The 14,343-nt window shown below is 69.6% G+C and carries 12 protein-coding genes; 4 read left to right on the top strand and 8 right to left on the bottom strand.

Features of this window, described 5'->3' with window-relative positions; genetic code table 11:
• The first annotated feature begins 9 nt into the window (after positions 1 to 9).
• A complete protein-coding gene (locus ABD204_RS09080; RefSeq protein WP_194425264.1) occupies positions 10 to 879 on the top strand; it encodes a fumarylacetoacetate hydrolase family protein in 870 nt (289 codons plus the stop codon).
• Between the two features lie 61 nt (positions 880 to 940).
• Here ABD204_RS09080 and ABD204_RS09075 read toward each other — a convergent pair whose 3' ends face one another.
• The 3 genes from ABD204_RS09075 to ABD204_RS09065 form a co-directional block, all read right to left on the bottom strand.
• On the bottom strand, positions 941 to 1,465 hold the full coding sequence (locus ABD204_RS09075) for a DUF4190 domain-containing protein (RefSeq protein ID WP_194425184.1): 525 nt from the start codon (positions 1,463 to 1,465) through the stop codon (positions 941 to 943).
• A 106-nt stretch (positions 1,466 to 1,571) separates the two neighbouring features.
• Positions 1,572 to 3,062, bottom strand: coding sequence for an aspartate ammonia-lyase (locus ABD204_RS09070; RefSeq protein WP_194425183.1), 1,491 nt, complete (start codon positions 3,060 to 3,062; stop codon positions 1,572 to 1,574).
• A 119-nt stretch (positions 3,063 to 3,181) separates the two neighbouring features.
• Entirely contained in the window at positions 3,182 to 4,087 is a 906-nt protein-coding gene (locus ABD204_RS09065) for a phosphodiesterase (protein WP_194425182.1), read from the bottom strand.
• 44 nt (positions 4,088 to 4,131) lie between these two features.
• On the opposite strand from ABD204_RS09065, the gene ABD204_RS09060 reads away from it, so the two are divergent.
• Positions 4,132 to 6,249, top strand: coding sequence for a S9 family peptidase (locus ABD204_RS09060; protein WP_194425181.1), 2,118 nt, complete (start codon positions 4,132 to 4,134; stop codon positions 6,247 to 6,249).
• 258 nt (positions 6,250 to 6,507) lie between these two features.
• Here the strand turns inward: ABD204_RS09060 and ABD204_RS09055 are convergent, their stop codons facing one another.
• The 3 genes from ABD204_RS09055 to ABD204_RS09045 all read right to left on the bottom strand — a co-directional run bounded on the left by ABD204_RS09055 (position 6,508) and on the right by ABD204_RS09045 (position 10,679).
• Positions 6,508 to 7,536 carry a 6-phosphofructokinase gene (locus ABD204_RS09055; protein ID WP_194425180.1) on the bottom strand — a complete coding sequence of 343 codons (1,029 nt, stop codon included), beginning with the start codon at positions 7,534 to 7,536 and terminating at the stop codon, positions 6,508 to 6,510.
• A gap of 124 nt (positions 7,537 to 7,660) precedes the next feature.
• The gene (locus ABD204_RS09050) at positions 7,661 to 9,832 is read right to left on the bottom strand and encodes a DEAD/DEAH box helicase (RefSeq protein WP_194425179.1); all 2,172 of its coding nucleotides are present in this window, start codon (positions 9,830 to 9,832) and stop codon (positions 7,661 to 7,663) included.
• A 211-nt stretch (positions 9,833 to 10,043) separates the two neighbouring features.
• A complete protein-coding gene (locus tag ABD204_RS09045; protein WP_194425178.1) occupies positions 10,044 to 10,679 on the bottom strand; it encodes a hypothetical protein in 636 nt (211 codons plus the stop codon).
• 104 nt (positions 10,680 to 10,783) lie between these two features.
• On the opposite strand from ABD204_RS09045, the gene ABD204_RS09040 reads away from it, so the two are divergent.
• A complete protein-coding gene (locus ABD204_RS09040; RefSeq protein ID WP_206697527.1) occupies positions 10,784 to 12,160 on the top strand; it encodes an MFS transporter in 1,377 nt (458 codons plus the stop codon).
• Between the two features lie 4 nt (positions 12,161 to 12,164).
• Positions 12,165 to 12,881, top strand: coding sequence for a deoxyribose-phosphate aldolase (gene deoC / locus ABD204_RS09035; protein ID WP_194425177.1), 717 nt, complete (start codon positions 12,165 to 12,167; stop codon positions 12,879 to 12,881).
• A 22-nt stretch (positions 12,882 to 12,903) separates the two neighbouring features.
• Here the strand turns inward: deoC and ABD204_RS09030 are convergent, their stop codons facing one another.
• Together ABD204_RS09030 and ABD204_RS09025 are read right to left on the bottom strand one after the other, a co-directional pair.
• Positions 12,904 to 13,887 carry a bifunctional riboflavin kinase/FAD synthetase gene (locus tag ABD204_RS09030; RefSeq protein WP_194425176.1) on the bottom strand — a complete coding sequence of 328 codons (984 nt, stop codon included), beginning with the start codon at positions 13,885 to 13,887 and terminating at the stop codon, positions 12,904 to 12,906.
• Entirely contained in the window at positions 13,884 to 14,303 is a 420-nt protein-coding gene (locus tag ABD204_RS09025) for a hypothetical protein (RefSeq protein ID WP_194425175.1), read from the bottom strand. The genes ABD204_RS09030 and ABD204_RS09025 overlap by 4 nt, the downstream gene beginning before the upstream one ends.
• Between the last annotated feature and the right edge of the window lie 40 nt (positions 14,304 to 14,343).

The raw sequence follows: 14,343 nt of genomic DNA, 5'->3' as shown, positions 1-14,343 counted from the left end.
CTTGAGATCATGCGCTTCGCCCACGTCATCGCCCCGGGGGCATCGCACCCCCATCTCGTCGTCGCGGACGGCGAGGAGGTCGTCGCGGTCGCGGACTTGTTCGACGGCGCGCCGAGCGTGATGGAAGAGCTCATCCGTGGCGGCGACGCCGTGCTCGACCGCGTGCGGACCTCCCTGGACGGCCATCGTGGCCCGCGCCGACGGATCGACGGGCTCACCTTCGCCCCGGCGCTGTTGACCCCGCCGGTCATCCTCGCCATCGGTTTGAACTACGCCGCGCACTCGAGCGAGCTCGGACTGAAGACCGACTCGACTCCGACGGTGTTCGTGCTGTGGCCGAACTCCCTGGCCGCCCACGACGGCACGACCAGCTGGCCGCGGTCCCTCAGCGAGTCCGTCGACTACGAAGCCGAACTCGGAGTGATCATCGGCGCGCCCGCGAAGGACGTCTCCCCCGAGGACGCCCTCTCCCACGTGTGGGGCTACACGGTGGTCAACGACATCACGGCACGGGACATCCAGTATTCCGAAGCCCAGTGGTCGCGGTGCAAGTCGTTCGACGGGTTCACCCCGGTGGGCCCCTTCGTCGTGACCGCGGACGAGGTCCCCGACCCGCAGAGCCTCCACATCTGGACCCGGCTCGACGGCCACATGCTGCAGGACGGGTCCACCGGCCAGATGGTGCGCCCGGTCTCCTCGCTCATCTCCCACCTCTCCCGGTCGGTGACGCTCCTGCCGGGAACACTGATCTCGACGGGAAGCCCGGGCGGTGCCGGCTACTCACGCGACCCGCAGGTGTTCCTGCGAGACCGTTCCACGGTGACCGTCGGCGTCGACGGCATCGGGGAGCTGACCACGCACTGCCGCATCCTCGACTGAGACCCGAAGGGTCCGTCCGCGCAACGCACGCACGGACCCTTCGGAGCGGAGCGCCACCCGCTCAGCCGCAGGTGAGGATGGTGCCGTCGGCGAGTTCCCACACGCCCGGCCCGAGGTCGGCACACGCCGACAGCATCGGGGCGAGGGCGGCGACGAGCACGACGGCGATGATGATCCCGATCACCATGAGCACCGAGCTGATGATGATCGCCGCGACGGCGAAGCCGTTCTTGGCTCCGGCCTTGCGGCTCTGGACGAGCGCGACGATTCCGAGGATGAGCGCGATCAGCTGGAGGAAGAACGACAGCACGAGCGCGACGACGCCGAGCGTCTTGCCGGGCGTGGCGGCAGGCTGCTCGGGCGCAACGGGATAGGCGCCCGGTTGCACCGGGGGCGGATAGGCGGCACCGGTGGGCGCCCCCTGCTCGGGGGCCGCCGGCGGAGGCGGGTAGGTGGCCTCCGGAGACGGCGGTGGCGGATACGCGCTCTCGGCGGCCGGGGGCGGCGGATAGGCGCTCGGCGGCGTCGGCTGCGCGGCGCCGGAGTCTCCGGGGGCGGGCGGCACGGGGCTCTGCGGATCGGACACGGTCTTCCTCCCTCGTGGGCCGCTCGGGCACGGCACCGTCGTTCGGAACGCTATCGCTCACGACGCCGGGCGGCAACGGGGCGGGCACACCGCCCACCGGCGGTCGTCACGCGCGCGGACGCGCCCCGGAATCCGAAGGGGCGACGACGTTCTCGGCCGGCTGCGCGATCGGGATCGCCGTCGTGATCGCCTCGAGACCCGACAGGCGCGCGGGAGAGAGCTGCTTGGCGACCTGCTCGCGTGTCATGAGATCGGCCTCGACGACGAGGTCGGCGATGTTGCGGCCCGTCAGCAGGGCGGTCTTGGCCAGCGCCGCGGACGCGGCGTATCCGATGAAAGGCGTGAGCGCCGTGACGACGCCGACCGAGGCGCCGACCATCGCTCCCAGCCGTTCGGTGTTCGCCGTGATGCCGTCCACACAGTTCACACGCAACGTGTGCATGCCCCGCCGCATCCAGGTGATCGATTGGAAGATCGAGTGCGCGATGATCGGCTCGAACGCGTTCAACTGGAGTTGACCGCCTTCGACGGCCATCGTGACGGTCGTGTCGGCACCCGCCACCGCGAAGGCGACCTGGTTGACGACCTCCGGGATCACGGGGTTCACCTTGCCCGGCATGATGCTCGACCCGGCCTGACGCGGAGGCAGGTTGATCTCCCCCAGTCCCGCCTGTGGCCCCGACGACAACAGCCGCAGGTCGTTGCAGATCTTCGACAGCTTGATCGCGTTGCGCTTGAGCGAGGCCGAGAAGGACATGAACGATCCGGTGTCGCTGGTCGATTCCACGAGGTCGGTCGCCAACTCCAGATCCAGGCCCGTGATCGCCCTCAGATGGCGCAGCACGGCCGGCGAGTAGCCCGGGTGCGTCGTGATCCCCGTCCCGATGGCGGTCGCCCCCATATTGATCTCGAACATGAGGTACGCGTTCTCGGTGAGGCGCTTGTGGTCTTCGCCGAGCGTGGTGGCGAACCCGTGGAACTCCTGGCCGAGGGTCATCGGAACCGCATCCTGCAACTGCGTGCGCCCGACTTTGAGGATGTCGTGGAACTGCGCCGCCTTGTCGAGGAACGACCGACGCAGCAGATCGAGCTCATCGAGCAGGCTGCGAAGATCGAGACTCAACCCGATCTTCACCGCCGTCGGGTAGACGTCGTTGGTGGACTGCGACCGGTTGGTGTGGTCGATCGGCGAGAGGAACGCGTAATCGCCCTTCTCCCGACCGGCCATCTCGAGGGCGACGTTGGTGATCACCTCGTTGGCGTTCATGTTCGTCGAGGTGCCCGCGCCGCCCTGCACGACACCGACGACGAACTGATCGTGGAACTCCCCGTCGATGATCCGCTGCGCGGCACGGTCGATGAGGTCGGCACGTTCGGCGTTCAAGACGCCGATCTCCCGGTTCGCGCGCGCCGAGGCCTGTTTGACCATCGCGAGCGCGATCACCAGGTCCTTGTAGACCGAGATGGGTCGCTTGGAGATGGGGAAGTTCTCCATCGCCCGCGCCGTGTGGATACCCCAGTAGGCGTCGGCGGGGATCTCGAGGGATCCCAGGGAGTCGGTCTCGGTACGGGTGCGCGTCGTCGCGTCCTGGGCCATGGGTCATCCTCGTGGGTCGGCACGGCAGTGTGGAACGAGGCCGAGCCTACCCGCGTCCCGAGAACACCCGGCTGTACATCGTGGCCGTTCCGGGTCCTGGGACTGTCCGGCGGGGAGCATCACCGCTTGCGGGAGAACGCCTCCAACCGCGCCTCCGGCGTGAGAGACGCCATGTGGTCGACCCACTCCTGCGAGAAGAAGTCCCCCGACGGCGCCTCCACGACCGGCACCACCGAATGGGTGATCGTGTCGGCGTACACATGCGTCAGGTGGAAGGACTGTCCGGCATCCATGCCGTTGACCTCCACCGCCGGGCGGGAGATGTCCATCGTGTAGCAGGTGGCCGCCGCAACGCTCACGGGCACCCCGGCGAAGGTGCCCGACGTCGAGTAGTGCAGATGGCCCGCCAGGATGCCCCGAACATCCGTGTCTGCGATCACCTCACCCAGCGCAGGCTGGTCGCGCAACTCGAGGATGTCGAACACGGGAAGGTGGCACGGCAGCGGCGGGTGGTGCATCGCCAACAGCGTGCCGAGGGGCGCGGGCTCGGCCAACACCTCCGCGAGCCACGCGAGCTGGGCCGCGTCGAGCTCGCCGTGATGCCAGCCGGGGACACTGGAGTCGAGGGCCACGATGCGCAGTCCGCCGATGTCGTGCACCGAGACCACCGGCTCCTCGGTCGGTTCCCGATCGAGGAGGTGCTTTCGCATGGGGCCCCGTTCGTCGTGGTTCCCCGCCACCCAGATGATCGGCGCGTCCAGTGCCTCGGCCACCGGTTCCACCGCATCGCGCAATGCACGGTACGCCTCCGGCTCGCCCAGATCGGTGAGGTCTCCCGTGAACACGAGCGCGTCGGGCTGCGTACCCAACCGCTCGACGCGCCGGAGGGTCGCGTCGAGATTCGCCGCGGTGTCGTAGGTGCCCACCAGCGGCGCGTTGTCCGCCAGCAGATGCGTGTCGCTGAGGTGGAGGATCGTGCGCCGGGCGGGGGCGTGCTGACCGAACTGCACGGATGCGGCGACCATGGAGGCCAGCCTAGGCCAGATCACCGACGGGCTACCGTGGAGGGGTGACCGACACCCTCGAACCGCCCCTCCCCCGCGCCGCCTCCCGCCCCGTCGTGCGCCGCCACCACGGCGACGACGTGGAAGACCGCTACGAGTGGCTGCGCGACAAGGACGACACCGAGGTGATCGCGCACCTCGAACGGGAGAACGCCTACGCCGACGCCCGCACCGCGCACCTGGAGGCCCAGCGCGAGCGCATCTTCGACGAGATCAAAGCCCGCACCCTCGAGACGGACCTGTCGGTGCCGATCCGTCGCGGCCAGTGGTGGTACTACGGCCGGACGCACGAAGGACGTCAGTACGGCATCCAATGCCGCGCCCCCCTGGCCTCCCCGGACGACTGGACCCCGCCGGAGCTGAGCCCGGACACCGTCGTGCCGGGAGAACAGATCCTCCTCGACGGCAACGTGGAGGCCGAGGGGCACGAGTTCTTCTCCCTCGGCAGCTTCGAGGTCTCCGCCGACGGCGCGTTGATGCTCTACGGAGTCGACGTCGCCGGTGACGAGCGCTACACGATCCGCGTACGTGAGATCGCCACCGGAGACCTGTTGCCCGACGAGATCCCCGACACCTTCGCCGGTGCGAGCTTCTCGCCCGACGGCCGGTTCATCGTCTACACGACGGTCGACGACGCCTGGCGCCCCGACACCGTGTGGCTGCACGAGCTGGGCACCCCGGTCTCGGCCGACCGGAAGCTGCACCACGAAGCCGATGAGCGGTACTGGGTGGGCGCCGGGTTCACCCGCAGCGACCGATACCTGGTGATCGAGGCGGGGTCTTCGATCACCTCGGAGCAGTGGCTGGTTCCCGCCGACGACCTCGAGGCCGAACCGCGGGTGGTCTGGCCGCGCACGGAAGGGGTCGAGTACGACGTGTCCCACGCCGTGGTCGACGGCCGCGACGTGCTCTACATCCTCCACAACCACGAGGCACTCGACTTCGAGCTCGTACGCGTCTCGGCCGAGGACCCGACCGGCGAACGGCACGTGGTCCTTCCGCACGAACCGGGGCGACGACTGCTCGGCCTGTCGACGTTCCGCGACTGGGCGGTCATCGGCTATCGGCGCGAAGGACTCGCCCGCCTCGGGTTGCTCGATTACGCGACCGGGGACGTGTCGGAGATCGCCTTCGACGAACCGCTGTACTCCGCGGGCACGGGTGGCAACGCAGAGTGGGCGCCCCCGGTGCTCCGCCTCGGCTACGGCTCGTTCGTCACCCCCGGCACCGTCTACGACTACGACGTGGCCGGAGGAGAGTTGCTTCTGCGCAAGCGGCAACCGGTGCTCGGCGGATACGACCCCGACGACTACGCCCAGTCCCGGGTCTGGGCCACCGCCGACGACGGCACCCAGGTGCCGATCTCCCTCGTGTGGAAGAGATCATTCGGCGAGGCCGGGGCCACACCCCGCCCGGTGCACCTCTACGGGTACGGCTCGTACGAGCACTCGATCGAACCCGGCTTCTCGGTCGCACGGTTGAGCGAACTCGACCGCGGCGTCGTGTTCGCCGTCGCCCACGTGCGCGGCGGCGGCGAGATGGGCCGCCAGTGGTACGAGGACGGCAAGCTGCTGGCCAAGCGCAACACGTTCACCGACTTCGTCGCATGCGCCCGGCACCTGGTCGACGCCGGCTACACCACCCCCGACCGGATGGTGGCCGAGGGCGGGTCTGCGGGAGGTCTGCTGATGGGCGCCGTCGCCAACCTGGCGCCGGAACTGTTCGCGGGCATCCTCGCCGCCGTGCCCTTCGTCGACGCGCTGACGACGATCCTCGACCCGAGCCTGCCGCTGACGGTGATCGAGTGGGACGAGTGGGGCGACCCGCTTCACGACCCCGAGGTGTACGCGTATATGAAGTCGTACACGCCGTACGAGAACGTCCGCGAGGACGTACGGTATCCGCGCATCCTCGCCGTGACCTCGCTGAACGACACACGGGTGCTGTACGTCGAGCCGGCCAAGTGGGTCGCACGTCTTCGCGAGGTCGGCGCCGACGCCCTGCTCAAGTGCGAGATGGTCGCCGGGCACGGCGGCGTGAGTGGGCGATACAACTCGTGGAAGGAGCGGGCGTACGAGCTCGCCTGGCTCTTCGACACCCTGGGAGTCGCCGACCCGGCCTGACCTCCACCCCCATTCCCCATCGCCCGGGCCAAAAGTCCTCCGCGGGCGTCCCCCATGACCGCGATCTCATCGCGCAGCGCGTCGAGCGAGGCGCCGGAAACGGGGTCGGCGGCGAGCGCATCGGCGGCGGCGATCAGGTCGTCCCGTGACCATCGGGTGGCACATCGGCGCCACGCCCGCACGGGATGTTCGACACGGAGGCCGTGACCGGTCGGCCAGACCGCCTCCGTGGGGTACACCCGCGGGTGCGGGGGCGGATCAACCGAACAGAGCGGCGGCCTCTTCGTAGCGCGACAACGGCACGGTGTTCAGCTCGCCGAGGGCGTCGGCGAAGGGCACCCGCACGATCTCCGTGCCGCGCATCGCGACCATCTGGCCCCAGGCGCCGTCCACGACCGCGTCGGCCGCGTGGAGGCCGAGCCGTGTGGCCAGCACACGGTCGAAGCCCGACGGTGACCCCCCGCGCTGGATGTGGCCGAGGACCGTGGCGCGGGTCTCCACGCCGGTGATCCGCTCGATCTCCGGCGCGAGAAGCTCGCTGATGCCGCCCAGGCGCGGGCGGTTGAAGGCGTCGAGTCCCTTGTCGCTGTAGGCCTCGTCCATGTCCTTGAGCGTGAACCCCTCGGACACGACGACCAACGGCGCGCGGCCCCGGGCGTGTGCGCTGGTGACCTGCTCACAGATCTCCTCCATCGACATCGGCACCTCGGGGATGCAGATCACGTGCGCCCCGGCGGCCATCCCCGCGTGCAGGGCGATCCAACCCACGTGACGGCCCATCACCTCGGCGACCATGCAGCGCTGGTGGGAGTCTCCCGTCGTGCGCAGGCGGTCCATCGCGTCGGTGGCGATGTTGACGGCGGTGTCGAAGCCGAAGGAGTAGTCGGTCGCGCGGAGGTCGTTGTCGATCGTCTTGGGGACACCGAGCACGTTGATGCCGTCCTTGGCCAGACGATCGGCGGCGGCGAGGGTCCCTTCGCCGCCGATGGCGATGATGCCGTCGAGTCGGTGGCCGTACATGGTCTTCGCGATGTTCTCGGCGCCACCGCGCGGCCCCTCGTAGGGGTTGGTGCGGCTCGTCCCGAGGATCGTGCCGCCGACTTTGGACAGCCCCTTGACCTCGTGGCGGGTCAACGGGAAGAAGTCGCCGTCGACGACGCCGCGCCACCCGTCGCGGATGCCGACGAACTCGAGATCGTATGTCGTCGTGCCCTTGAGTACGACACCGCGGATGACGGCGTTCAGCCCCGGGCAGTCGCCGCCACTGGTCAGGATTCCGATCTTCATGCTGTGGTCCTCAATCGTCGGGATGATGCGGGGGCGCCGTCGCCTCACCCGACATTAGTGGCCGAGCCGCCGTCCTGCCACACGGCGCGTGTCTTCGCGTGCCGTGTGGCGATGACGATCCCGCTCAGACGGACCCGAGCGACTGACGCAGCAGGTGCATCAGCGCCGACAGCTGCACCGAATCGCTCGATCCGGGATCGACGGCCTGCCCGTCCAACGCACGCTGCGCGAGACCTTCCTTCGAGTCGATCAGCTCGGCGATCTTCGTGTCGATCGTGTGCGCGGCGATGATGCGCCACGCCGTGACCGGCTCGTCCTGTCCGATGCGGTGCACGCGATCGATCGCCTGGGTCTGCTCGGCGGCGGTCCACGACAGCTCGGCGAGCACGACGTTCGACGCCGCCTGCATGTTCAGACCGACACCGGCCGCGGTGAGCGAGCAGACCGCAACGCCCACTTCGGGGTCGGTGTTGAACGCGTCGATGGCCTCCTGACGGGCGGTCGAGGTCTGATCACCGCGGATGGAGACGCTGCGCAGGCCGGACGCGGCGAAATGCGCCTCGGCGGCGTCCATCACGTCGACGTGCTTGGCGAAGAAGACCACCTTGCCCACCGAACGCTGCAACTGCAGGGCGTAGTCGGCCGCCAGGTGGGCCTTGGCCTGACCGATCCGGCGCACCATCGTGAAGACGTTCTCGCTCCCCGATCCCGCGGCCTTGGATTCGTCGAGCTCGTTCTGGGCGACCAGACGCACGATGTCGTCATCGACCTCTCCGGGGGCCAGCGCGGCCCCGGAACGGGCGTTCTCGCGGGCTTCGACGATACGCCGGTAGCGGTCTGCCAGGCGCGATCCGAGTTCCCGCTCGGCTTCGCGGATGGACCGTCCGAACTCGTCGTCGAGTTCGACCGGGAGGTCGGCGACGAGTTTGTCGGGCAGGTCTGCGGCGACGTCCTTCTTCTTGCGTCGCACGATCCCCATCGAGATGACCGCGTCGCGGGCGGCGGGGTAGAACGCCTTGTCGGCGGGGGTGAAGCCGGTCGCGTCGAGCTTCTCCATCAGCTCCGGGCCGGGCTTCTCGCCGTTGGTCCACCCGAGGAAGCGCCAGATCGCGTCGAAGTCTTCGACGTCGTTGATCAGCGGCGTGCCGGTCAACGCCATCATGAGCGGATCACGCACCTGCTCGCGGATGCGGCCGGCGAGCGCCAACACGTTGCGCGAACGCTGCGAGGTGAGGTTCTTGATGAAGTGGGCCTCGTCGACGACCATGCCCTTGAGCCCGATGGAACCGAGCCAGGAGAGGTGCCGGTCGAGGATCTCATAGTTGACGATGAAGACATCGGCGAAGGCGTCGATGTCTTCCCCGTCGCCCTGGATCACGGTGGCCCGGCGGTGCGGCGTCCACCGTTTGACCTCGCGCGCCCAGTTCATCTTCACGACGTTGGGGACCACGGCCAGCAACGGGTACGCGTCGGCGACGGAGGCGGCCAGGACCGATTCGGCGGTCTTGCCGAGGCCCGGCTCGTCGGCCAGGAGGAAGCCGCGGTGACCGTCGCGCACCGCTTCGAGGAAGCGCGACTGGTGCGGCATGACCTCGAGTCCGCGGGGCGACACCCGATCGAACTCGGGCACCGGCGGCAGCTCCATCGAGGCGCTGGCGCCACCGGCACCGGTCTCGAACGCCTTGTAGAGCGGTCCCATGAGCTCCCAGCCATCCAGACGGCGGCGGGGACTCTCGGCGGGCGCACGCATCGTGAGGTCGGGCGCGAGGAACGGGTTGGCCATCTGGCGGGACTCGATCCCGGCGGGGACGACCTGCCGGTCGGCCAGCGCCGGCGGGACCACCGTGGGTGTGGCGGGTGCGACGTCGGTGATGATGAGCTCGTCGGGCGGGAGCTCGGCGCCCGATTCGAGCAGCCAGTCGCGACGCATGCGCTTGGCGACCGGCGAGGTGGCCTGGTCGACCTCGAGCAACTGGATGAGCGAGGTGTCCCGCGCGGCCGTCTTGGCGAGGATGGTCGCGACGCCGTCGAGGCGCTTGAGCAGCTCCGCACGAGCGGCATCGGCCAGCGACTCGTCGGCTTTCACCCTCGCGCGTTCCTCGCGAACGAGGAACGCGATCACCTGGAACTTCACGCGGTTGGTGGGGCCGAGCTTGCCGCGTTGCGCCTTGGCCTCGACCTCACGCACCTTGCGGGCGAGGATCGGGATCAGCGGCGCTTCATCGTCACGGCGTGAGGATGACGGCCTGCGACGACGCGAGGCGGCGGACTGTGCGGCGGGTGCCGAGGTCGGCATGCTCCTCCTGAGCCTAGGGATCGGATGCGGGTCGGCCCGGTCATCCGTCGAAAGAATGTGGCTCCCGTGGGCGGCGTCGGGACGCCGTCACGCACACGGGTCGGGGATGCCGGTGCCGTCGATCGCGGGCACTCGCTTCTGCGAGCAGCGACAACGCGGTCGGGATCTCCGCGGACCATCCTAGCGCTTCCGCGACCGAATGCGCAGAATCTCAGTCCCAGAGCGTCGCGACGATGTCTTCGGTGTAGCCGGCCGGGGCGAAATTGACCCATCGCGTGGACACGATCGCCCCGTCACCGACGTAGTGGGTCTCGCCCAGCGTGTACGGCTCGTCATCGAGGGTGATCCCCCGCTGCTCGATCCGGTGCACGCTGCCGTCGCCCAGCTCCTCGTCACTGAAACCCGCGGCGGTCAGCTCCGCGACGATGTCCTCACCCTGCGAGGCGTCGATGACGGTGACGTTCGTGGCGAGCCCATAGTCCGAGGGCCCACCCCACGTGCACCGCAGCGTCGGTGCACCCGATCCGATCAGTTCGAGGATGCTCGCGTTCTCACTGGAGTACATCGTCACCCCCGGGTCGTTCAACGGCGGATTCTCCGCCTGCAGGGAGGCCCGCATGTCGGCCGAGTAGATCTCGTCGCACGAGGCCGGCAGCGCGAACGCCGCGGTGGGGGTCGGGGTCGCGGTCGCGGGCGCGGCGCCGGAGGCCGTCGGTGTGGTCCCGTCCGGCGCACCGGTCGCGGCCGGCTCCGGCTCCGGCTGGCACGCGGCCAGGGCGATCGCGGCCAGACCGATGGTCGCCGCGGTGAGCAGTCGGCGCATCCGGGTGGGACGGGTCGAGGTCACGATTCCTCCTGAGGTGCGCGGGCCGCGGGTGCGCGGCACGCGGACAGACTCTACCCAGCCCGGCGCACGCAGCCGCGACGGCGCGGCGGACGTACCCTGAGATCATGCCCAGACGGATGCCGCGGGACGGGCGGCTCGTCCTGACGATCGCGGTCCTGGCCTCGTTCGTGTCCTTCCTCGACGGCAGTGTCGTCACGGTCGCACTCCCCGCGATCCGCGACGACCTGGGCGGTGGCCTCACGACCCAGCAGTGGGTCGTCGACGCGTACCTGATCACCCTCGGCGCACTGATCCTGGTCGCCGGCTCGCTCAGTGACGTGTTCGGCCGCATCCGCGTGTTGCGATGGGGCCTGGTGCTGTTCGCCGTCACCTCGATAGCGATCGCCGCGGCTCCGACGCCGTCGTTCCTCATCGTCGCGCGGGCCCTCCAGGGCGTCGCGGGGGCCCTGCTCGTGCCGAGCTCGCTCGCGCTGATCACCTCGACGTTCCGCGGCCCCGCGCAGGCCCGGGCGATCGGGACCTGGACCGCCGCCACCACGGGGGCCATGGTGGTCGGACCGGTCGTGGGCGGGCTGAGCGTGGATCTGTTGTCGTGGCGGTTGGTGTTCCTGATCAACGTGGTCCCGATCGCGGTGACGCTGGGACTGCTGCTCGCGCTGCGTCGCGCGGATGTGCGCACCCCCGGGCGCACCGTCGACGTGTCCGGCGCACTGTTGTGCACCGTGGGCCTCGGGGGGATGGTGTTCGCCCTGATCGAGCAGCCGAACCTCGGATGGTCCTCGCCCGTGATCTGGGCGGCCGGGGCCGTAGGCGTGGTCTCATTCGCCGGCTTCCTCGTGCGCCAGGCCACGGCGGCCGATCCCATGATGCCGCTGGATCTGTTCCGGGCACGCAATTTCTGGGCGGGGAATCTCACCACGGCCTTCGTTTACGCGGCCTTGACCCTGAACGGCTTCGTGGTGGGGGTGTACCTGCAACAGGGCGCCGGGCTCTCGGCGACACTGGCGGGGTTGGCCACCCTCCCCATCACGATCCTCATGATCTTGTTCAGCGCCCGGGTGGGCTCTCTCGCGGGACGATGGGGGCCGCGACTGTTCATGACGCTCGGCCCCCTTGTGATGGCCGTCGGCGGGCTGCTGCTGTTGTCGGTGGACGATCCGTTCGACTACGCGACGCAGGTTCTGCCGGGTGTGATCGTGTTCGGGGCGGGCCTGACCCTCACCGTCTCCCCGTTGACATCGGCCATCCTCGGTGCGATCGACACCTCGCGCTCGGGAATCGCCTCCGCCGTCAACAACGCGATCTCGCGGGTCGCGGGCCTGGTCGTCATCGCGATGCTCGCCACGATCGTCGGCGGCGCCCTCGACCTCGACGGTTTCCACCGCGCGGCCGTCGTGACCGCTGCGCTGCTCGCCGTGGGCGCCGCGGTGTCCTTCCTCGGGATCCGAAACGACGTGACGAGCCGCTCCGACGTAGGCTGAGGACATGACCAGCTACACCGAGAGTCAGCTCGCCGCGACCATCGACCACGCCATCCTCAAGCCCGAGATGACCCGTGCACAGGTCGACGCCGAACTCGACATCGCCGCCGAGTGGAAGGTGTTCAGCGTGTGCGTGCGCCCCTCCGACATCGCGCACGCGTTCGCGCGCCTGGAGGGCACCGGCGTGGCGGTGGGTACGGTGATCGGCTTCCCGCACGGCACCACCTCGACGACGGCGAAGGTCGCCGAGGTCCAGCAGGCGCTCGCCGACGGGGCCGTCGAGCTGGACATGGTGCTGAACATCGGGATGCTCCGCTCGGGGATGGACGCCGAGGTCGAGGCGGACATCCGCGCGGTCGTCGACGCCGCAGCCGGCCACGTCGTGAAGGTGATCTTCGAAACCTCCTTCCTCGACGACGAGCAGATCGCGCGGGCCTGCCGCCTCAGCGAGTCGGCCGGTGCCGACTTCGTGAAGACCTCGACCGGTTTCGCGGGCGGCGGTGCCACCGTCGAGCACATCCGTCTGATGCGGGAGAACGTCGGCGACGGCGTGCAGGTGAAAGCCTCGGGCGGGGTGCGTGGCCTCGACGCGGCCGTGGCGATGCTCGATGCCGGCGCGACCCGCCTCGGCACCTCTGCCGCGGCGACGATCCTGGGAGCGGCGCGTGCGCAGGACGCCGGCGACCAGACGCACGGCGGCACGGACGAATCCTCCTACTGAGGACGGTCTCCGCACGACACCGTCACGCGCCGCGCGTCAGCAACGTCTGACGGGTGCGCTCGACGTCATCGGCCATCTGCGCCATCAACGGCTCGATGCCGGTGAAGGCGACCATGCCGCGCAGGCGCTCGACGAACCGGATTTCGACGGTGTGGCCGTAGAGGTCCAGGTCGGTCTCATCGAGGACGTAGGCTTCGACCTGTCGCACCAGCACATCGTCGAAGGTCGGGTTGGTCCCGATGCTGATGGCGGCGGGATAACGCGTTCGGGCATGCGGTTCGGCGGCCCCCTCCCCGCGCTCCCCCTCGTCGACGAGCCATCCGGCGTAGACCCCCTCTGCGGGGACGAGCCCTTCACCGTCGGGGGCGAGGTTGGCGGTGGGGTATCCGAGCTCCCGCCCGCGCTTGTGCCCGTGCACCACTTCGCCGCGCACCGCGTGCGAGCGCCCCAGCAGGCGCGCCGCCGTCGAGACATCCCCTTCGGCCAGCAGATCCCTGATCCACGTCGAGGACACCCTGCGACCGTCGTCGACGGCGCAGACGTCTTCGACGACGTGCACCTCGAAGCCGAGTTCGGCACCGAGCGCCCGCAACGTCTCCGGGTCTCCGGCACCCTCGCGTCCGAAACGGAAGTCCTGGCCCACCAGCACCGTGCGAACGGCCAGCGCATCGACCAGCACGTGCTCGACGAACTCGCGCGGATCCCGCGCCGCCAACTGCTCGTCGAAGGTCAGCACGAGCGTCGCGTCCACGCCGGCACCGGCCAGGAGCCGTACCTTCTGCGACGCGCTGACGACCGAGTCCGGACAGATCTCCGGGCGCAGCAGCGCCAGCGGGTTGCGGTCGAAGGTGACCGCGACGACACGGGCACCGGTCGCCGCGGCGTCCACCCGTGCGCGGTCGATCACGGCGCGGTGCCCCGAGTGCACCCCGTCGAACTTCCCGATGGCCACCACGGAGGGGCCGTACCCCTCGGGGACCTGATCGGGATGACGCCAGACCGTCACGAGACCACCGCGTCGCGGGGGGCGGTGCGTGCCGCGGGGTCGGTGCGGTGCGCCGCCAGCCACCACAACCCGAGGAAGGGCAACACGAGCGGGACCATCAGATACCCGGCGCCGAACCAGGACCAGACCGTGGGATGGGCGAACAGATCCGGCAGCGCGAGGCTGAGGGTCCCGACGATGAGCACGCCGGCGAGTTCGAAGCCGATGGCGATCCATGCGATGCGGTACCACGCGGGTGATCCGGAGAACACCAGGGCGAGGGTGGCCAGGATGTACACGACGGCCGCCGCCGCCGAGAGCGTGTAGGCCAGCGGCGCCTCGTCGAAGCGTTGCACGATCTGGACGAAGCTGCGGCCGGTCGCGGCCAGAGCCATGATCGCGTAGACGATCACGAGCACGCGGCCGACGCCGGTCATTCGGGGACGGGACGAGGAGGGGGACATCGCTTGTCGATTC

Source organism: Microbacterium aquimaris (assembly GCF_039531285.1).
Lineage (GTDB): Bacteria > Actinomycetota > Actinomycetes > Actinomycetales > Microbacteriaceae > Microbacterium > Microbacterium aquimaris.
Note: the sequence above shows the minus strand (reverse complement) of the source record. Positions and strands in the feature narration are given on the sequence as shown.